An 18343-nucleotide genomic window follows, 5' to 3' on the forward strand; every position below is an offset into this window, starting at 1 on the left:
GTGTGCGTGACACCGGAGAGAATTGTTCCGCCCGGCTACGGCCGAACGGGTGACCCGGGCCGCGCGACCCCCTCCCCGGCACCCCATGAAGAGCCATCAGATCGAGTCCGGATCGCAACGCATGAGACGGGAGCGGAGAACCGGGACGGGCTGGGAGGGGCTGGGGCGGGAGGGGCTGGGCGGGCCGGGGACGGGCCGGGACTGCACGAGCCGGCATGGGGAGGCTGTGGCGGGCGGCTGCGGGGGCGGTCCGGGGGTGCGCCGGGCGGCGGTCTGGGGTGCGCCGGGGCGGTCCGGGGCGGGTGCACCGAGGGCGGGCGCGGGGTCGGCAGCGCTCCGATACCTCGGGCGTACGGGGCCGAGCCCGCACCGGGCCGGAGCCATCAGGGACCTTCAGAGGTCCGGGGGCCTTCAAAGGACCGGCGGCATTCAGAGGACCGGCGCATTCGGAGGTCCGGGGGCCCTCAGAGGGCCGGCGGCATCACGGGTCAGAGCGCGGCAGAAGGCCGTACGGGCGCCTCTCCGGCGATCTCGTAGCCCCCGACACCGCCCTCGTGAGCGAGCCCGCCACAGCCGCCGTCATCGCCCTCGGGACCGTCGGGGCGTGGATGAGCGGATGACCGGTGGACTGCGGACGTGACGGCTCGTGCCGCGTCACCTACGGACAGCGCGACTCGGAGACATCTCGCGGACCTGGCCGTCGAAGTCCTACGGCAGGACCGCGGCCGTCGTGGTGGGCCAGGTCATGCGGATCAGCCCGCCGTCCTTGCCGGCGGTCACCTCGACATCGTCGACCAGCCCGCTGATCACGGCGAGGCCCATCTCGTCCTCGCCCTCGGCTTCGGTCTCCGCGACACCCTCGGCCTCATCGGCGCCCCGCGCCGTACCGGAATCGCCGGTCACCCCGTCGCCCACCTCGATCGAGAACTTCTTCTCGTCCTCGATCAGCAGGACCCGCACGGGCGCGGCGATGTCATGGCTCTCGTGCAGGCCCACGGCCCGGCTGCACGCCTCACCGACGGCCAGCCGCACCTCGTCCAGCACGGCCTCGTCCACTCCCGCGCGCCGTGCCACAGCAGCCGCGACCAGACGCGCGGTGCGGACATGCTCGGGAAGGGCGCTGAAGCGAAGTTCGACGGTGGCCATGCCATCCCCCTCGATATGCGGGCGTGCGACGCAGGGGGCCGGACCTCCGTCCGGTACCCCCCACTTCTTCCTCCCCCCGCGCCTGGTGGCGCGGGGGACCGGCAAAACCGTCAGTCAGTCGCCGAGACGGCTTCCTCGACCGAGGTGTGAATCGGGAACACCTTGGTCAGTCCGGTGATACGGAAGATCTTGAGAATGCGCTCCTGGTTGCAGACCAGGCGCAGCGAGCCCTCATGGGCACGCACCCGCTTGAGCCCGCCGACCAGCACGCCGAGCCCAGTGGAGTCCAGGAAGTCGACACGTTCCATGTCCACCACGAGGTGGTAGCTTCCGTCGTTCACAAGCTCGACCAGCTGCTCCCGCAGCTTGGGCGCGGTGTATACATCAATCTCGCCACCGACCTCGACGACCGTACGGTCGCCAACGGTCCGGGTCGACAGGGACAGGTCCACGGATCCTCCAGCACCTTGCTATCGAGCGGTCGCCCCCCTGGGGCCTCCCCACCGAAGGTAGGGGCGGATCTGGCAGCCGCCATGGCATTCAATCACTTACCAGCGGGCGTGCACGACGCCCTTTCAGCATTGTCCGTCACTCCGGTGACACACTCGGTGCCGATGGCCTCCAATCCACTCCCGCCGGATGCGGGCGCACGTCCGTCCCCAGGCATGATTCTCGAACGTCTCGCCCGGGGCGCGACCCGCGCTGCGCGCATCACTCATACGGAGCACTTGCCCCCGCGCATCGGCAGCCATGCCGACTGGCCGGAACAGATCCGGCCGGAAGTGATCGATGCCATCCGCTCGGCCGGAATCGATCGTCCCTGGGCCCACCAGGCACGGACGTCCGAACACGCGCTGCGCGGCGAATCGGTCGTCGTCGCCACCGGCACCGCCTCGGGGAAGTCCCTGGCGTATCTGGCGCCGGTCCTCTCCACGCTCCTGGACGGCTCCGAGGCCCCGAACGGGAGAGGGGCCACGGCCCTGTATCTGGCCCCCACGAAGGCGCTGGCAGCCGATCAGCGGCGCGCCGTACGCGAGCTGGCCGCCCCCCTGGGCCCGGCCGTCCGGCCTGCGGTCTACGACGGCGACACCCCCGTCGAGGAGCGCGAATGGGTCCGCCAATACGGCAACTACGTCCTGACCAACCCCGACATGCTGCATCGCGGCATCCTGCCGTCGCACCCCCGCTGGTCCTCCTTCCTGCGGGCGCTGCGCTATGTCGTCATCGATGAATGCCACAGCTATCGCGGCGTCTTCGGCTCCCATGTCGCGCAGGTCGTCCGCCGACTGCGCCGTGTCTGCGCCCGTTACGGCTCCGAGCCGGTCTTTCTGCTCGCCTCCGCCACGGCCGCGGAGCCGGGCCGGGCCGCGACCCGGCTCACCGGACTGCCCGTCGTGGAAATCACCGAGGACACCTCGCCGCGCGGCGAATTGGTCTTCGCGCTGTGGGAGCCGCCGCTGACCGAACTCCACGGCGAGCAGGGCGCCCCGGTCCGCCGGACCGCCACCGCCGAGAGCGCGGATCTGCTCACCGACCTCGCCGTCCAGGGCGTCCGCACCGTCGCCTTCGTCCGCTCCCGGCGCGGCGCCGAACTGATCGCCCTCATCGCCCAGGAGCGGCTCGCGGAGGTGGACCGCTCGCTGCCCGGCCGGGTCGCCGCCTACCGGGGCGGTTATCTGCCCGAGGAACGCCGCGCGCTGGAACGCGCCCTGCACAGCGGTGAGCTGCTCGGTCTGGCCGCCACCACCGCGCTCGAACTGGGCGTGGACGTCTCCGGCCTGGACGCCGTGGTCATCGCCGGGTATCCGGGGACCCGGGCGTCCTTGTGGCAGCAGGCCGGCCGGGCGGGCCGCTCCGGGCAGGGCGCGCTCGCCGTGCTCGTGGCCCGCGACGACCCGCTGGACACCTATCTCGTCCACCATCCCGAGGCGCTCTTCGACCAGCCCGTCGAGTCCACCGTCCTGGACCCCGACAACCCCTACGTGCTGGCCCCGCACCTGTGCGCGGCCGCCGCCGAACTCCCGCTCACCGAATCCGACTTCCCGCTCTTCGGGCCCGCGGCCGGCGGGCTGATGCCGCAGCTGGAGGCCGCGAGCCTGCTGCGCCGACGGGCCAAAGCCTGGCACTGGACGCGCCGCGAGCGCGCCGCCGACCTCACCGACATCCGCGGGCAGGGCGGCTCGCCGGTGCAGGTCGTGGAGGCCGGTACCGGGCGGCTGCTGGGCACCGTGGACGCCGCCGCCGCGCACACCACCGTCCACGACGGCGCGGTGCACCTCCACCAGGGCCGTACCTACGTCGTGCAGCAGCTCGACCTCGCCGACGACGTGGCGCTCGTCGAGGAGGCCAGCCCGCCCTATTCCACGACCGCCCGGGACACCACCGCGATCGCCATCCTGGAGACCGACACCGAGATCCCATGGGGCGACGCCCGGCTGTGTTTCGGTTCCGTCGAGGTCACCAACCAGGTCGTCTCCTTCCTGCGCCGCAAGCTGATCACCGGCGAGGTCCTGGGCGAGACCAAGCTCGATCTGCCGCCCCGTACGCTGCGCACCCGCGCGGTGTGGTGGACGGTCACCGAGGACCAACTCGACGCCGCCCGCGTCAATCCCGAGCAGCTGGGCGGCGCCCTGCACGCCGCGGAGCACGCCTCCATCGGCATGCTGCCGCTCTTCGCCACCTGCGACCGCTGGGACATCGGCGGCGTCTCGGTGCCGCTCCACCCGGACACCCTCCTGCCGACCGTCTTCGTCTACGACGGCCACCCGGGCGGCGCCGGATTCGCCGAGCGCGCCTTCCACACGGCCGCCGACTGGCTCACCGCCACCCGCCACGCCATCGCCTCCTGCGAATGCGAGGCCGGCTGCCCTTCCTGCATCCAGTCGCCCAAATGCGGCAACGGCAATGACCCGCTCCACAAGCGGGGAGCCATCCGGCTGCTGGGCGAGCTGCTGCGCGGGGCGCGACAGGGGGCGTAGGCGGGGTGCTGCCGCGACCGGACGTCGCCGGGGTGCCGGTGCGGCGGAGCGTTGCCGGGGTGCCGGCACGGTGGGATGTGGCCGGGGTGCCGGCACGGCGGCGGGACGTGGCCGGGGTGCTGCCGCGGCGGGGCGTCGCTGGGGCGCCCGTACGGCGACCGAATCGGCGGGACGTGGCCGGGGTACCGGCACGGCGGGGCGTAACCGGGGTACCGGCACGGCGGGGCGTAACCGGGGTACCGGCTCGGCGGGGCGTAGGCGGGGTGCTGCGGCGGCGGGACGTGGCCCGGGCGCCGGCACGGCCGGGCGTAGCCGGGGTGCCGGTGCGCGCCGGGCGCGGGCCGTGGTGGCCGGGGCCGGTTCGGTTCGGGGCCGGTCCGGGCCGCCGCGCCCCGGTGGCCCGGCCCGAGCTCGTACCCGGGAGGTGAACGGGCGGCTGCCCGCCTCGGCCGAGACATCGGCGACCTGCCCGGTCACCGCGCAGCGCACCAGGCGGGTGTGCTGCGCGGCCGCCACCCGGCGGGCCGCAGCGCAGGCCACGGCCGGGCCCTGAAGGGCGTGATCCGCGGCGGCCAGCGCCGCCAGGTCCGCGGCGCCACCGGCCCGGTGCCGCGCCGTGACGGCCTGGCCCACGCCGATCAGGGCCACGAAGACCGCGCAGAGCGCCGCCGCGGCGAAGACCGTCCAGACCGTCGCCGAGCCCTCATCGCCGTACCGTCTCCTCCGCAAGAGCCACCGCCTCCCCCGTGACCCGCGCCGTCAACCGCCACACGCCGGGCAGCCCGGCCGCGACCCGTACGCGGACCAGAGCGCCCTCCCGTGCCAGCGAGATCCGCGCGGCCCGTGGAGCCGCGCTCCGGGCCGCCGCAATCACCGCCGCCCGTGGTTCCGACCGCGCCGCGGCACGCGCCCCGGCCCGCGCCGCGTCCACACACTCGATACGGGCACAGACCGCCATCAGCCCCCAGATGAGCGCCGCCACCACGGCCACCAGGACGGGTATGACCACGGCCGTCTCCGCCGTCACGAATCCGGCGTCGCGAGTCCGCGGGACGCCCCGGGCCCGCAGGCCCGGGGCACCGCCGTCAGAACTGCGCATTGATCGCCCTCTCGAGCGTCGACCGCAGCAACGCCTGGACCGGTCCGCTCGTCACAACCTTGTAGAGCACCGCGGCCAGGGCACACGCAGCGAGCGTCCCGACGGCGTACTCCGCCGTGGTCATCCCCCGGTCGTCGCCCCCGATCGCGCGCAGCCGCGCCCACCACCGTCGCAACATTCCGCCCCGAAACATTCGAACCCCCTTTGAACGGCCCCTAGAAAGGGCCACTGATCCATGACTTCTGATGAATGACTTCGCCGGTCCGCCCGTCGCACCGCCCTGCAGATCGGCCCGGCCGACCCGGTACGTCGGTACGAGCTCGCCAACCCACCCGCCGCGATCGCCGCCCCGGCCGCGAACGCAGCGCGCCCGCCGCTCAGTTACGGCCCAGCAGGCCGTCTGCCAGGCCGATCAGCACGGGTGCCACCCCGAGCGTCAGGAACGCCGGCAGGAAGCACGCCGACAGCGGCAGGGTGACCAGCACCCCGGCCCGTCGGGCCTGCGCGGTCGCCGTCCGGGCCTGCTCGGCCCGGAGTTCGGCGGCGATCCGGGAGGCCGACTCGACGGCCGGTGCCCCGGATATCCCGGCGCGCTCCATACAGCGCGCCAGCCCTTCGGCGCCGGGGAGCGCGGCCAACCGTGGCCATACGACCGCCGGTTCACCGCCCAGGCGCAGTTCCGCCGCCACCTGGCGCAGCCGCTCGGCGACCGGCCCGTCGAGCGACCGGCCCACCGCCTCGGCCGATTCCCGTGGTCCGGCTCCGGCCGCGAGGCAGGCCGCCAGCAGATCGCCGGCCGGCGCCAGCTCCGCCCGTACCTCCGCGGCCGCCGACCGAACCGCCTCCGCGCCCCGTTGCCGGACCAGATGGCGGTGCGCCCCATAGCCCACGGCGAGTCCCACCAGGACGCCCGTCATGCCACCGACGAGGAGGAACACGAGTCCGGCCGCCCCCAGGGGCCCGGCCCAGTCCAGCGGTCGGCCGTTCCGTGGCGCGCTGTTCCTCACGGTGGCTGTTCGCCGCCGCCACCGGGTGCGGACGGACGGCTCGGTCCGGGCCCCGTCCCTGCCGCTCCGGTCCTGTCCGCCGGCCCACACCGCCGAGAGCCGTCTCCGTGCGGCGTGTCCGGCGCGCGCCTCCCGCACCAGCGCCAGGGCGCACCACACCGCAACCATGGCGGTGACCGCCATCCCCACCCTGTGGACAACTTCCGCACTCACACCGAATCCCCTCCCTGCCCGCCTTCCGCGGCCGCGATGATCCGGGCCGTCCAGGCCACCCCGCCCCACTCCAGGAGCCCCCCGACCACCAGGCAGCCCCAGCCGGCCGGGGTGTGCAGCAGCACCCGCAGTGGATCGGCGCCCAGCGCGCTGCCCATCAGGAGCCCGGCCGCCGGCAGCAGTGCGAGCATCAGCGCGGTGGCTCGTGGCCCGGCCAACTGGGCGCGCAGCTCATCGCGTTGATCCCGCTGCGCCCTGAGACCGGCCGCGATCCGCTCCAACCCGGAGGCCAGCCCCGCGCCGCCCTCCACGGCTACCTGCCAGCACGCGGCCATACCGGTCAGCCCCGCGGCTCCCGGCCGCCGCGCCGCCGCCCGCAACGCCTGGGGGACGTCCCCGCCGTACCGCGCGGCCGCCAGCACCGCCGAGCCCGCCGCTCCGAGTCCCGGCGCCCCGGCGGCGAGCAGGGCCTGTGCGGGCTGCCGCCCGGCCCGCAGCTCCCCCGCCACGGCCGCGCACAACCCGATCACCGCGGCGGCCCGCCCGTCGCGCACCCGCCCCGCGCCGCGGGTGACCAGCCACCGGCGGACGAGGAACACCGCGACCACGGAGGCGGCCACCGGGACCACGGACTCGCCCAGCACCCCCAGCGCCAGCCCCGCCGGCAGACACCAGACCTCCTGGCCGATGTCCCCCCAGCGGCCGATCCTCCAGCGGCGCCCCGCGTCCCCTTCGACCAGCCGCCCCGCGCACCACTTCCGCACACCCTCGCCGCGCAACCGGGCCGGCCACCCCCCTTCCGGGTCCGCTGCTCCGCACCCGCCGAGCAGCGCCCGGGCCCGCCGCCGTACGTCGTCCGGCCGGCCACCGGCCGACCGGAGGGCGGCGGAAGCGCAGAGCACCGCGACCACCAGCGCCACCCCGGCCACCGTCATCCGGACACACCCCCGCCCCGCTCACACAGCTCCCGCAACCGCTCCCAGCCACGCCCCTCTTGGAAGCCGGCCGGGCCCCAGACGGCGGCCGGCACGGTCACCACGAAGCCCTCGCGGTCCCGCTCCAGGACATGGACCTCGGCGATCCGGCGCCGCCCGGTCCGGTCGCGTACGAGATGCAGCACGACCGAGAGCGCGGCCGCCAGCTGGCTGTGCAGCGCGGCGCGGTCCAGACCCGCGGTCGAACCCAGGGCCTCCAGCCGCGCGGGCACATCGCAGGCGGCGTTGGCATGGACCGTGCCGCAGCCACCCTCATGGCCCGTATTCAGAGCCGCCAGCAGGTCCGTCACCTCGGCACCGCGCACCTCGCCGACCACCAGCCGGTCCGGGCGCATCCGCAGCGCCTGCCGTACAAGGTCCCGCAGCGTCACCCGGCCCACGCCCTCCTGGTTGGCGGGCCGGCTCTCCAGCCGCACCACATGGGGATGGTCCGGCCGCAGCTCCGCCGAGTCCTCGGCCAGGACGATCCGCTCGGCGGGGCCGACCAGGCCGAGCAGCGTGCTGAGCAGAGTGGTCTTGCCGCTGCCCGTACCGCCGCTGATCAGGAAAGACAGCCGGGCCGCCAGCAGCGTCCGGAGCAGCCGGTCGCCCCCCGGCGGGACCGTGCCGGCCGCCACCAGCTCCGCGAGGTTGAAGGCCCGCGGCCGCAGTACCCGCAGGGACAGACAGGTCCCGCCGACGGCCACCGGGGGCAGCACGGCATGCAGCCGGGTGCCGTCCGGGAGGCGGGCGTCCACCCATGGCCGGGCATCGTCCAGCCGCCGGCCGGCCACCGCCGCCAGCCGCTGGGCGAGTCTGCGCACCTCCGCCGCGTCCCGGAAGCGGACGTCCGTACGCTCCAGGCCGCCACCGCGGTCCACCCACACCTCGTCCGGGGCGGTGACCAGGACGTCCGTGACATCGGGCGCGGCCAGCAGCGGCTCCAGTGGCCCGCTGCCCACCATCTCGGACCGCAACGCGGCCACGACTCCGAGCACTTCGGCGTCGCCCAGCAGCCGCCCCTGCTCGCGCAGGGCCACGGCCACCCGGGCGGGCGTCGGCTCCGCCCCGGCTTCGGCGAGCCGCCGGCGCACCACCTCCAGCAGATCCGGTCCGTGACTCATACCCGGCCTCCGCCCCGGCCGACCGCACGGGAAGCCACCGGGGCGACCGCGGCCCCCTTCCCGCCGGCCCTGCGCTCCGTGCTCCACTCCGGACCACCGCCCGGACCCGCACCCGGGGCGGACCCCGAGCCACCGCCGGTCCCGCTCTCCGTCATCCGCTCCCAGAACGCCGTACAGAACCTCGCCAGCGGTCCGCGCACCTGCGCCCCCGGTGGCACGCCTCGCGACAGATCGGCCAACAGGCCGGCCTCCCAGGGCACTTCACCGGCCAAGGGCAGCTCCATGAGACGGGCGATCTCGTCCGGCGGCAGGCCGTGCCCGTGACGTCCGGGAGCCCCGCGCGCCACCACGCGCAGATCACCGAGCACTTTCTGCACCCCGGCGGCCACCCGCTGCGCCGCCGCGACCGCGCGCAGCTCCGTAGGGACGAGCAGCAGGCCCATGTCCACCTGGGCCAGGGCCTCCATCACTGCTGCGTCGACCCTGCGCGGCAGGTCCACCACAACGACTCCGCCCCGCCGCCGCGCCGCGGCCATCACCGCGCGCATGGCCGCGGGCGGGATGGTGACATCGGAGGCCCGGTCCCAGCTGAGGACCCGGAACGAGTGGAGCCGGGGCAGTGACTCGGCCAGGGCGCCGCAGGCGACCCGGCCCCGTGATTCGGCGAACGCGGGCCAGCGCAGGCCCTTTTCCTTCTCGCCGCCCAGCAGGACGTCCAGCCCACCGCCCAGCGGATCTCCGTCGACGAGCAGCGTGCGCCGTCCCGTACGGGCCGCGGTGACGGCCAGCGCGCCAGCCAGGGTGCTCGCTCCGGCGCCGCCGCAGCCGCCGATGACGCCGACCGTCAAGGCCGGTGGCCCGACGCCCTCGACCGCATCGGCGATCCGGTCCGCCAGCCAGCGCTCGCCCTCGGGGAGGGCCAGCACCCGCTCCGCGCCGAGGGCGACGGCCAGCCGCAGGACGGCCGGATCGTCCGCGTCCTGCCCCGTGAGGATGACGCCCGCCCGGCGTGCGGCCCCGCGCATCCGGGGCGCGCAGTCAGCGCCGACGATCACCAGAGGCGGCGTTTCCCAGTCCCCTTTACGGGCCGGCAGGCCGTGCGCCACTTCGGGCAGCGCCCCAGCTGCCGCGCACAGCCGCAGAAGATCGTCGAGGAGTCTTTCGTCCTCGGTGATGATCAGCGGCCCGCCCCGCTCCTCGCCGGTATGAACCGGCCGTTCCGATGGCGTCATTCCGGCCACGTTCCGTCCCCCTATCGCTACACAACTCGCGCATCCGCGAACTCGCGGACTTTTACGCTGCACCGATCGGGAAAATCTTGGGGATCTTGACCCAAAATTGTGGACAACTCCGGGGCTGTGAATATCCCTGTCACCTATTCCAGCGACGGGCGGCTACTTCTGGGGCCCAAGAGAGCCTTCCGCAGAGCAGCACAGCAACTACGGTGCGTAATGATCTGGAAGCGGAGAGGCTGCGGGAGCCGAGCAGGCCAGGAGAAGTGCGGATCAGCGTCCGGCGGCGGAAAATGCGTCCGGACATGCGACGACCCCCGCCGGGGGGGAGAGCGGGGGTCGTCCCCACGGCCGACTCGGGGGGGGAGGAGCCGGACCGGGTTAGCACGGTCGCGAACGATCCGTGACTTCCATGGTGTACCCGAGAGCCTTCTCAGGCAAACCCACGCGCCACACCTTACGCCGAATGGTGGGCGCCTATGCTCGCCCCGTGGAAAACCACTCCGTGCCTCACTCGACTCCCCGTACTGCCGCGTTCTTCGACTTGGACAAGACAGTCATTGCTAAGTCAAGCACGCTGACCTTCAGCAAGTCGTTCTACCAAGGCGGCCTGATCAATCGGCGGGCCGTACTGCGCACCGCGTACGCCCAGTTCGTGTTCCTGGCGGGCGGCGCCGACCACGATCAGATGGAGCGGATGCGGGAATATCTCTCCTCACTGTGCCGCGGCTGGGACGTGGCCCAGGTGCGGGAGATCGTCGCCGAGACGCTGCACGATCTGATCGACCCCATCATTTACGACGAGGCAGCCTCACTCATCGAGGAACATCACGCCGCGGGGCGGGACGTCGTGATCGTCTCCACCTCGGGTGCCGAGGTCGTCGAACCGATCGGTGAACTCCTGGGCGCGGACCGGGTGGTGGCCACCCGCATGGTCGTCGGCGAGGACGGCCGTTTCACCGGCGAGGTGGAGTACTACGCCTATGGCCCGACGAAGGAAGAGGCCGTACGGGAGCTCGCCGCGTCCGAGGGCTACGACCTCGAGCGCTGCTACGCCTACAGCGATTCGGCCACCGATGTCCCGATGCTCTCGGCGGTCGGCCACCCCTTCGCCGTCAACCCGGACCGGGCGCTGCGCCGCGAGGCGGTCGCGCGGGGTTGGCCGGTTCTCTCCTTCAATCGGCCGGTCCCGCTCAAGCAGCGGCTGCCGACGCTGTCGATGCCCTCGCGACCGGTGCTCGCCGCGATGGCCGCGGTGGGCGCGGCCATGGCGACCGCGACGCTGGTCTGGTACGCGAGCCGGCAGAAACCCGCAAAGCCGCGCCTCGGTCTTATTGGCCGGAGCGGCCGCGTCGCCCGTAATGCCCGCGTTTGAAGTCAAACGTAAAGATGTGAGGCACGGGGTTCCGCTTCCCTCCCCCAAGGAGTACAAAGGACTTAACGGCCCGCGAGACCAAGGACATCCGAGAGGAACACCTTTAACGCAGGAAGTGGCCCACGGACCGATGCATGAATGTCGGGCACCCACGCGACGCCGACCCGTCGATTACGGGCCAGCCGCACCAGGTAACCGGACAAAGATTCCGGCCTGATGGGCAAATATTCGAGCACGCTTGGTAACCCGGCAGACATGCCAGCGGCGGTACCACCGATTGGTACCGCCGCAACCCTTGTTCAGGGGCGAATGAAGCAATCCTTCCGGAATTCTTCGAGCGCCGCGCCCAAAGGGTTTCGCCCGGGCGCCCGTTATGCCGCGCCGCGCTGGAGCGCCTCACAGACGGCAGTGCTCTCCCGTACGCCGAGTTCCACCGCACGTCCACAGTGCGCGATCCAGGCTGCGACACCCTCCGGAGTGCCCGACACATAGTCCTCCAGGGCCGCGACGTACGCCGCCCGCCCCAGTTCGGCGTGCCCGACCTCCGCGGGGCAGATGGACTTCGGGTCCAGCCCGCTGCCGATCAGCACGATCCGCTCGGCGGCCCGCGCGACCAGCCCGTTGCAGGTGGCGAACGGCCGCAGGGCGAGCAGCTCGCCGTGCACCACCGCCGCGGTCACCAGCGCCGGCGCCTCGCTGCCCGCGAGGAGCAGCCGCGCCAGCCCGTCCAGCCGCCCGGCGACCTCGTCGGCATCCGGCAGCGGCAGCTCGATGAGCGGTTCGTCCACAGGCTCGGCGCCCAGCCGGGGCCGCCCCACCGTCTCGTCGGCCGCCCGGCCGGCCTCATCGGCACTACGCCCGCCACCTGACGCGGCCACCAGATGGAGCCGCGCCAGCACCCGCAGCGGCGACTGCCGCCACACGCTGAGCAGCTGCCCGGCCTCCGCGGTCAGCCGCAGGGCCGCGCCGACCGTGCGCGGCTCGCCCTCGACGCCGAAGTCGGTGCGGCGCCGGACCTCTTCGAGCGCCCAGTCGGCCCCTGAAAGAGCCGCGGAACCACGCGCTCCGCGCAGCGCCGCCTCGGACGTCACCTCGTTGCTGCGGCGTCGCATGACCCGATGCCCGTAGACCCGGTCGACGCCCTTGCGTACGGAGTCCACGGAGTCGGCGACTCCCGGGAGCGAGGCCAGGGTCACGAGCGGGTCGGCGCTCGCCTGTGGGGGTTCGGGGGGCGTCCCCCGGGAGATTCCAGCCATGGGTACGACCCTACGCACCACCAGGCCGGACCCCTCGAAGGAGTGGTCTTCCTCACGCAGCCCTCTCACCCTGAGCGAGATCAAGATTACCCTTGGTGAACATGAAGATCGCTTTCGTAGGCAAGGGCGGCAGCGGTAAAACCACCCTGTCCTCCCTGTTCATCCGCCATCTCGCCGCTTCCCGGGTCCCCGTGATCGCGGTGGATGCCGATATCAACCAGCACCTGGGCGCCGCGCTCGGCCTCGACGAGGCGGAGGCCGCCGCGCTTCCCGCGATGGGCGCCCAGCTGCCACTGATCAAGGACTACTTGCGCGGCAGCAATCCCCGGATCCCGTCCGCCGAATCAATGATCAAGACCACCCCTCCCGGCGAGGGCTCGCGGCTGCTGCGGGTCGGCGAGGACAACCCCGTCTACGACGCCTGCGTCCGGCCGGTGGAGCTCGACGGGTCCGCCGTACGGCTGATGGCCACCGGCCCGTTCACCGAGTCCGATCTCGGCGTGGCCTGTTACCACTCCAAGGTCGGCGCCGTGGAGCTGTGCCTGAACCACCTCGTGGACGGCCGGGAGGAGTATGTCGTCGTCGACATGACGGCCGGTTCCGACTCCTTCGCCTCCGGGATGTTCACCCGCTTCGACATGACCTTCCTGGTCGCCGAGCCGACCCGTAAGGGCGTCGCCGTCTACCGCCAGTACAAGGAGTACGCACGGGACTTCGGCGTCCCCTTGAAGGTCGTGGGCAACAAGGTGCAGGGCCCGGAGGACCTGGCGTTCCTGCGCGACGAGACCGGCGACGATCTGCTGGTCACCGTCGGCCACTCCGACTGGGTGCGCGCCATGGAGAAGGGCCGCCCGGCCCGCTTCGACCAGCTGGAGGAGGCCAACCGGCACGCCCTGGAAACACTGCACCACACCGCCGACGCCGCCTACGGGCGCCGCGACTGGGAGCGCTACACACGGCAGATGGTGCACTTCCACCTGAAGAACGCGGAGAGCTGGGGCAATGCGAAGACCGGAGTCGATCTCGCCGCTCAGGTCGACCCCGCCTTCGTGCTCTCCGAGGGAGCGGCCACCCCACAGCCCGCCTGACGTGCCGGACGACGCGGGCGGGCGGCACCGGTCCAGCCGGTCCATCCGGGCGGCAGCCCGTTCCGCGTCGCGCCTCACCAGCCGACGGCGCCCTTCGCGGCGCCCGTGAGCGCCATCCCGGTGAGGCACCGAAATCACCGCGCACAGCCTTCACGCGCCGGGAAAAGGACGGAAATCCACAAGGCGAAAGTCCCCACATTCACCGGATAAGGGGACGGATTGCGGCGAATGGCCGCAAAAGCTTCTCCTTACCTTTACCTCTCATTACGGTTCATTTACCGATGCTTGAGAGTCACCGGACCATCACCCAACGGTGATGCCCGCCGGTCGGCTCATGTCCCGCCGCAGTACACCGCCGCCCCACGATCGCGCCCCGCGCGACCGCGTCGCCCCGGAGGAGACGGGAATGTCGCAGACCGAGAAGTTGCCGCCGCAGCCGCCGCGCACATCGCACCGCACCGAGATCCCGCCCGAGCCCCGTACGCCGTCCGATCCCGGCTCCCCGGTGAAGAAGGGCCGGGCCGTCCGCCGGGACCTCTCCGCCTCGGTCGTCGTCTTCCTGCTCGCCGTCCCGCTGTCCCTGGGCCTCGCCCTGGCCACCGGCGCCCCGCTCCAGGCCGGTCTGGTCTCCGCGGTCGTCGGCGGCATCGTCGCCGGTCTCCTCGGGGGCGCTCCGCTCCAGGTGAGCGGCGCGGCAACGGGCCTCCTGGTGGTCACCGCCGATCTCGTGCAGCGCTACGGCTGGCGCGCCACCTGCGCCCTCACCATCCTCGCCGGACTCACCCAACTCGCCCTCGGCGCCCTCCGCGTGGCCCGCGCGGCGCTCGCCATCAGCCCGGCGATCGTGCACGGCATGCTGGCCGGCATCGGGGCCACCATCGCCCTCGGCCAGCTCCATGTGGTGCTCGGCGGCAGTCCGGACAGCTCGGCGCTCGACAACGCCGCCGCGCTGCCGGGCCAGTTGGCGCACCCCCACGCCGTCGCGCTGCTGATCGGCGCCGTCACCGTCGCCGTGCTCCTCGGCTGGGGACGGCTGCCGGGCCGCGCCGGGCGCTGGGCGCGGGTGCTGCCCGCCCCGCTGGCCGCCGTGCTCGCCGCGACGGCCGTCAGCGCGGGGACGGAGGTGGCGCGGGTGGAGCTGCCGTCCTGGCGGATGCCCGAGCTGCCGGTGCTTCCGGACGACTCCCTTCCGGCCCTTGCCGCCGCGGTGCTCACCGTCACCCTCGTGGCCAGCATGGAGTCGCTGCTGTCGGCGGTGGCCGTGGACCGGCTGGCGGCCGACCGTCCGGGCGCGCCCACGGGGCGCGCGCAGCTCAACCGTGAGCTGGCCGGCCAGGGCGTGGCCAATACGGTCTCCGGGCTGCTGGGCGGCCTGCCGATCTCCGGGGGCGCGATCCGCGGCTCGGCCAATGTGCGGGCCGGCGCGGTCACCCGCCGCGCCACCGTGCTGCACGGCGTCTGGGTGCTGGTGTGCGCGGGCCTGCTGGCCACGGCGCTGGAGCTGATTCCGCTGGCCGCGCTCGCCGCGCTGGTGATGGTCGTCGGCGTACGGATGGTGAGCTTCGCGCACATCCGGCACGTCCAGCGGCACCGCGAATTCCCGGTGTACGCGGCCACGTTGGGCGGCGTCGTCCTCTTCGGGGTGCTCCAGGGGGTGGCGACGGGCATCGCGGTCGCGGTCTTCCTGGCGCTGCGCCGGCTGACGCACACCCGTGTCACGGTCACGGAGGAGGCGGACGGCCACCGGGTGCGGGTCAGCGGGCAGTTGACGTTCCTGGTGGTGCCGCGGCTGAGCCGGGCGCTGGCGCAGGTGCCGGCGCACACCGATGTCGTCGTCGAGCTGTGCGGTTCGTTCATGGATCACGCCGCCTACGAGGCGCTTCAGTCCTGGTCGGCCACCCACCGGGCGCACGGCGGCAGGGTGACGCTCGGCGGCCGCTCGGGCCGGCCGCTCGCCGCGCAGGCCGGTGCGCACCCCTGCCGGCCGTGGACGCCCTGGCGCAATCATCACTGCACCCGGCCCGCCCCGGATCCGGCGGCGGTGCCGGAGAGCAGCGGCAGCCAACTACTGGGCGGGGTCTCCGCATTTCAGCGCCATACGGCTCCGCTGGTGCGCGAGGAACTGTCCCGGCTGGCGCGCGAGGGTCAGCGGCCCACCCAGCTGTTTCTGACCTGTGCCGACTCCCGGCTGGTCACGAGCATGATCACGTCCAGCGGGCCGGGCGATCTGTTCACCGTGCGCAATGTCGGCAATCTGGTGCCGCCGCCCGGCTCGGACTCCTCCTGCGACTCCGTGGGCGCGGCGATCGAGTACGCGGTGGAGGTGCTGCGGGTCGGCTCGATCACGGTGTGCGGGCATTCGGGGTGCGGTGCCATGGGGGCGCTGCTGGGCGCGGCCGCACCGGAGGACGCCGAGCCGACCCCGCTCGCCCGCTGGCTGCGGCACGGCGGGCCGAGCCTGGCCCGTATGCAGCGCATCGGACGGCTGGGACGGGGCGAAGTCGCCCTCAGCGGGCGGCCGGTGACTGATGACCAGGAGCGGCTGGCGCTCGTCAACGTCATGCAACAGCTCGACCACCTCCGGGCCCACCCGTGTGTGGCCCGCAGGACGGCCGAGGGCACACTGGCCTTGCACGGCATGTATTTCCATGTCGGCGAGGCTCAGGCATATGTGCTCGACGAGGCCGCCGGGCGGTTCTGCGCGGTGCGCGGCGAGCCTGCGCCGGTCACGGTCTGACCTGCGCGGCGTCTCCTCAACAGCCCTTGACCACACCCTGAACGAAAGGTCTACACCAATAATTGTCCACAGCCCTTGTCAGGGCCGGGCGCGGGCTGATGAGCTATGACCTGGGGACACATCGGACGCCCTGGGATTGGGAGATGTCGTGAGCAACGAAAGCCTGGCCAACCTGCTCAAGGAGGAGCGGCGGTTCCCGCCGCCCGCCGATCTGGCCGCGAACGCCAACGTCACGGCTGCCGCGTATGAGCAGGCCGCGGCAGACCGGCTGGGCTTCTGGGCCGAGCAGGCCGAACGCCTGTCCTGGGAGACCGCGCCCACCCAGACCCTCGACTGGTCCAACGCACCCTTCGCGAAGTGGTTCGCCGACGGCAAGCTCAACGTCGCGTACAACTGCGTGGACCGGCATGTGGAGAACGGTCTGGGTGACCGGGTCGCCATCCACTTCGAGGGCGAGCCCGGCGACAGCCGCGCGATCACCTACGCCGAGCTCCAGCGCGAGGTCTCCAAGGCCGCCCATGCGCTGACCGAGCTGGGCGTGCGCAGCGGCGACCGGGTCGCCATCTACCTGCCGATGATCCCGGAGGCGGTCATCGCCATGCTGGCCTGTGCGCGGCTGGGTGCTCCGCACTCGGTCGTCTTCGGCGGCTTCTCGGCGGACGCCCTGGCGACCCGTATCAACGACGCGGACGCCCGCGTGGTGATCACCGCCGACGGTGGTTACCGCCGCGGCAAGCCCTCCGCCCTCAAGCCCGCCGTCGACGCCGCACTGACCAAGCCCGGCACGGAGAACGTCCGCAGCGTCCTCGTCGTACGCCGCACCGGCCAGGAGGACGTCGACTGGCACGAGGGCCGCGACGTGTGGTGGCACGAGATCGTCGACCGGCAGAGCGACCAGCACACGCCCGAGGCATTCGACGCCGAGCACCCGCTGTTCATCCTCTACACCTCCGGCACGACGGGTAAGCCCAAGGGCATCCTGCACACCACCGGCGGCTACCTCACCCAGGTGTCGTACACCCACCACGCCGTCTTCGACCTCAAGCCGGAGACCGACGTCTTCTGGTGCACGGCCGACGTCGGCTGGGTGACCGGCCACTCGTACATCACCTACGGCCCGCTCTCCAACGGCGCGACCGAGGTGCTCTACGAGGGCACGCCCGACTCCCCGCACCAGGGCCGCTGGTGGGAGATCGTGCAGAAGTACGGCGTGACGATCCTCTACACCGCGCCGACCGCGATCCGCGCCTGCATGAAGTGGGGCGACGACATCCCGGCGAAGTTCGATCTGTCGTCGCTGCGCGTCCTCGGATCGGTGGGCGAGCCCATCAACCCCGAGGCGTGGATGTGGTACCGCAAGCACATCGGGGCCGACACGACACCGATCGTCGACACCTGGTGGCAGACCGAGACCGGCGGGATGATGCTGAGCCCGCTGCCGGGCGTCACGGCGACCAAGCCCGGCTCGGCCCAGGTGGCGCTGCCCGGTATCGCCGCGACGGTCGTGGACGACGATGCGCGCGAGGTTCCCGACGGCGCCGGCGGCTACCTCGTCCTGACCGAGCCCTGGCCGGCCATGCTCCGCACGATCTGGGGCGACGACCAGCGCTATCTCGACACGTACTGGTCGCGCTTCGAGGGCAAGTACTTCGCCGGTGACGGCGCCAAGAAGGACGACGACGGCGACATCTGGCTGCTCGGCCGGGTGGACGATGTGATGCTGGTGTCCGGCCACAACATCTCCACGACCGAGGTGGAGTCGGCGCTGGTCTCGCATCCGAAGGTGGCCGAGGCCGCGGTCGTCGGCGCCGCCGACCCGCAGACCACCCAGGCCATCTGCGCCTTCGTCATCCTGCGCGGCGGTGCGGCGGAGGACGAGGGCCTGGTCGAGGAGCTGCGCGCCCATGTCGCCCAGCAGCTCGGCCCGATCGCCAAGCCCAAGCGGATCCTGCCGGTCGCGGAGCTGCCCAAGACCCGGTCCGGCAAGATCATGCGGCGGCTGCTGCGCGATGTCGCCGAGAACCGCGATCTCGGGGATGTCACCACCCTCACCGACTCCTCGGTCATGGACCTGATCCAGGCGAAGCTGCCGAGCGCGGCCAGCGAGGACTGAG

The 18343-nt window shown here is 72.8% G+C and carries 14 protein-coding genes and 1 pseudogene; 5 read left to right on the forward strand and 10 right to left on the reverse strand.

The features are described 5' to 3' along the window. Positions 1-708: 708 nt before the first annotated feature. Together ACFWJW_RS14655 and bldG are read right to left on the reverse strand one after the other, a co-directional pair. Positions 709-1146, reverse strand: coding sequence for an ATP-binding protein (locus tag ACFWJW_RS14655; RefSeq protein ID WP_387239913.1), 438 nt, complete (start codon positions 1144-1146; stop codon positions 709-711). A 110-nt stretch (positions 1147-1256) separates the two neighbouring features. Beyond that, the gene (gene bldG / locus ACFWJW_RS14660; protein ID WP_018089983.1) at positions 1257-1598 is read right to left on the reverse strand and encodes an anti-sigma factor antagonist BldG; all 342 of its coding nucleotides are present in this window, start codon (positions 1596-1598) and stop codon (positions 1257-1259) included. Between the two features lie 81 nt (positions 1599-1679). On the opposite strand from bldG, the gene ACFWJW_RS14665 reads away from it, so the two are divergent. Then, a complete protein-coding gene (locus ACFWJW_RS14665) occupies positions 1680-4124 on the forward strand; it encodes a DEAD/DEAH box helicase (protein WP_387239916.1) in 2445 nt (814 codons plus the stop codon). Positions 4125-4580: 456 nt separating this feature from the next. Here ACFWJW_RS14665 and ACFWJW_RS14670 read toward each other — a convergent pair. From ACFWJW_RS14670 to ssd, 7 genes and pseudogenes are all read right to left on the reverse strand, one after another. Continuing rightward, a pseudogene (locus ACFWJW_RS14670) lies at positions 4581-4772 on the reverse strand (Rv3654c family TadE-like protein); the annotation flags it as partial. Positions 4773-4827: 55 nt separating this feature from the next. Then, positions 4828-5223 (reverse strand): TadE family type IV pilus minor pilin, encoded by a 396-nt coding sequence (locus ACFWJW_RS14675; RefSeq protein WP_387239919.1) that lies wholly within the window; start codon positions 5221-5223, stop codon positions 4828-4830. Continuing rightward, positions 5210-5401 (reverse strand): DUF4244 domain-containing protein, encoded by a 192-nt coding sequence (locus ACFWJW_RS14680; RefSeq protein WP_387239922.1) that lies wholly within the window; start codon positions 5399-5401, stop codon positions 5210-5212. The genes ACFWJW_RS14675 and ACFWJW_RS14680 overlap by 14 nt, the downstream gene beginning before the upstream one ends. Before the next feature lie 199 nt (positions 5402-5600). Beyond that, complete coding sequence (locus ACFWJW_RS14685) at positions 5601-6413, reverse strand: type II secretion system F family protein (RefSeq protein WP_387239991.1); 813 nt, start codon at positions 6411-6413, stop codon at positions 5601-5603. A 26-nt stretch (positions 6414-6439) separates the two neighbouring features. Continuing rightward, positions 6440-7378: a type II secretion system F family protein gene (locus ACFWJW_RS14690; RefSeq protein WP_387239924.1), complete on the reverse strand. Its 939-nt coding sequence runs from the start codon at positions 7376-7378 to the stop codon at positions 6440-6442. Beyond that, positions 7375-8541 carry a TadA family conjugal transfer-associated ATPase gene (locus ACFWJW_RS14695; RefSeq protein WP_387239927.1) on the reverse strand — a complete coding sequence of 389 codons (1167 nt, stop codon included), beginning with the start codon at positions 8539-8541 and terminating at the stop codon, positions 7375-7377. Before ACFWJW_RS14695 ends, ACFWJW_RS14690 begins: the two co-directional genes overlap by 4 nt. Further along, positions 8538-9773 (reverse strand): septum site-determining protein Ssd, encoded by a 1236-nt coding sequence (ssd, locus tag ACFWJW_RS14700; RefSeq protein WP_387239930.1) that lies wholly within the window; start codon positions 9771-9773, stop codon positions 8538-8540. Before ssd ends, ACFWJW_RS14695 begins: the two co-directional genes overlap by 4 nt. A 466-nt stretch (positions 9774-10239) precedes the next feature. Between ssd and ACFWJW_RS14705 the strand changes: the two genes are divergently transcribed. Further along, positions 10240-11148, forward strand: coding sequence for an HAD family hydrolase (locus tag ACFWJW_RS14705; protein WP_387239933.1), 909 nt, complete (start codon positions 10240-10242; stop codon positions 11146-11148). A gap of 371 nt (positions 11149-11519) precedes the next feature. Here ACFWJW_RS14705 and ACFWJW_RS14710 read toward each other — a convergent pair whose 3' ends face one another. Beyond that, entirely contained in the window at positions 11520-12404 is an 885-nt protein-coding gene (locus ACFWJW_RS14710) for an oxidoreductase (RefSeq protein WP_387239936.1), read from the reverse strand. A gap of 101 nt (positions 12405-12505) precedes the next feature. Here ACFWJW_RS14710 and ACFWJW_RS14715 point away from each other — a divergent pair, with 101 nt between their 5' ends. The 3 genes from ACFWJW_RS14715 (at position 12506) to acs (ending at position 18342) form a co-directional block, all read left to right on the forward strand. Beyond that, on the forward strand, positions 12506-13492 hold the full coding sequence (locus ACFWJW_RS14715; protein WP_387239939.1) for an ATP-binding protein: 987 nt from the start codon (positions 12506-12508) through the stop codon (positions 13490-13492). A gap of 406 nt (positions 13493-13898) precedes the next feature. Further along, positions 13899-16229 (forward strand): bifunctional SulP family inorganic anion transporter/carbonic anhydrase, encoded by a 2331-nt coding sequence (locus tag ACFWJW_RS14720; RefSeq protein ID WP_387239942.1) that lies wholly within the window; start codon positions 13899-13901, stop codon positions 16227-16229. A gap of 148 nt (positions 16230-16377) precedes the next feature. Beyond that, entirely contained in the window at positions 16378-18342 is a 1965-nt protein-coding gene (gene acs / locus ACFWJW_RS14725; protein WP_387239945.1) for an acetate--CoA ligase, read from the forward strand. The last annotated feature ends 1 nt before the right edge of the window (position 18343 follow it).

The sequence above is a fragment of the Streptomyces sp. NPDC127097 genome, from assembly GCF_042724075.1.
GTDB lineage: Bacteria > Actinomycetota > Actinomycetes > Streptomycetales > Streptomycetaceae > Streptomyces.

Bases quoted from the DNA above. Each gene is read 5' to 3' on its own strand.
- ACFWJW_RS14705 (WP_387239933.1), top strand. From the start codon at position 10,240: ATGGTGGGCGCCTATGCTCGCCCCGTGGAAAACCACTCCGTGCCTCAC.
- ACFWJW_RS14720 (WP_387239942.1), top strand. From the start codon at position 13,899: ATGTCGCAGACCGAGAAGTTGCCGCCGCAGCCGCCGCGCACATCGCAC.
- ACFWJW_RS14695 (WP_387239927.1), bottom strand. From the start codon at position 8,541: ATGAGTCACGGACCGGATCTGCTGGAGGTGGTGCGCCGGCGGCTCGCC.
- ACFWJW_RS14680 (WP_387239922.1), bottom strand. From the start codon at position 5,401: ATGTTGCGACGGTGGTGGGCGCGGCTGCGCGCGATCGGGGGCGACGAC.
- ACFWJW_RS14685 (WP_387239991.1), bottom strand. From the start codon at position 6,413: ATGGCGGTCACCGCCATGGTTGCGGTGTGGTGCGCCCTGGCGCTGGTG.
- ACFWJW_RS14675 (WP_387239919.1), bottom strand. From the start codon at position 5,223: ATGCGCAGTTCTGACGGCGGTGCCCCGGGCCTGCGGGCCCGGGGCGTC.
- ACFWJW_RS14690 (WP_387239924.1), bottom strand. From the start codon at position 7,378: ATGACGGTGGCCGGGGTGGCGCTGGTGGTCGCGGTGCTCTGCGCTTCC.
- ACFWJW_RS14715 (WP_387239939.1), top strand. From the start codon at position 12,506: ATGAAGATCGCTTTCGTAGGCAAGGGCGGCAGCGGTAAAACCACCCTG.
- ACFWJW_RS14665 (WP_387239916.1), top strand. From the start codon at position 1,680: ATGGCATTCAATCACTTACCAGCGGGCGTGCACGACGCCCTTTCAGCA.
- ssd (WP_387239930.1), bottom strand. From the start codon at position 9,773: ATGACGCCATCGGAACGGCCGGTTCATACCGGCGAGGAGCGGGGCGGG.
- ACFWJW_RS14655 (WP_387239913.1), bottom strand. From the start codon at position 1,146: ATGGCCACCGTCGAACTTCGCTTCAGCGCCCTTCCCGAGCATGTCCGC.
- ACFWJW_RS14710 (WP_387239936.1), bottom strand. From the start codon at position 12,404: ATGGCTGGAATCTCCCGGGGGACGCCCCCCGAACCCCCACAGGCGAGC.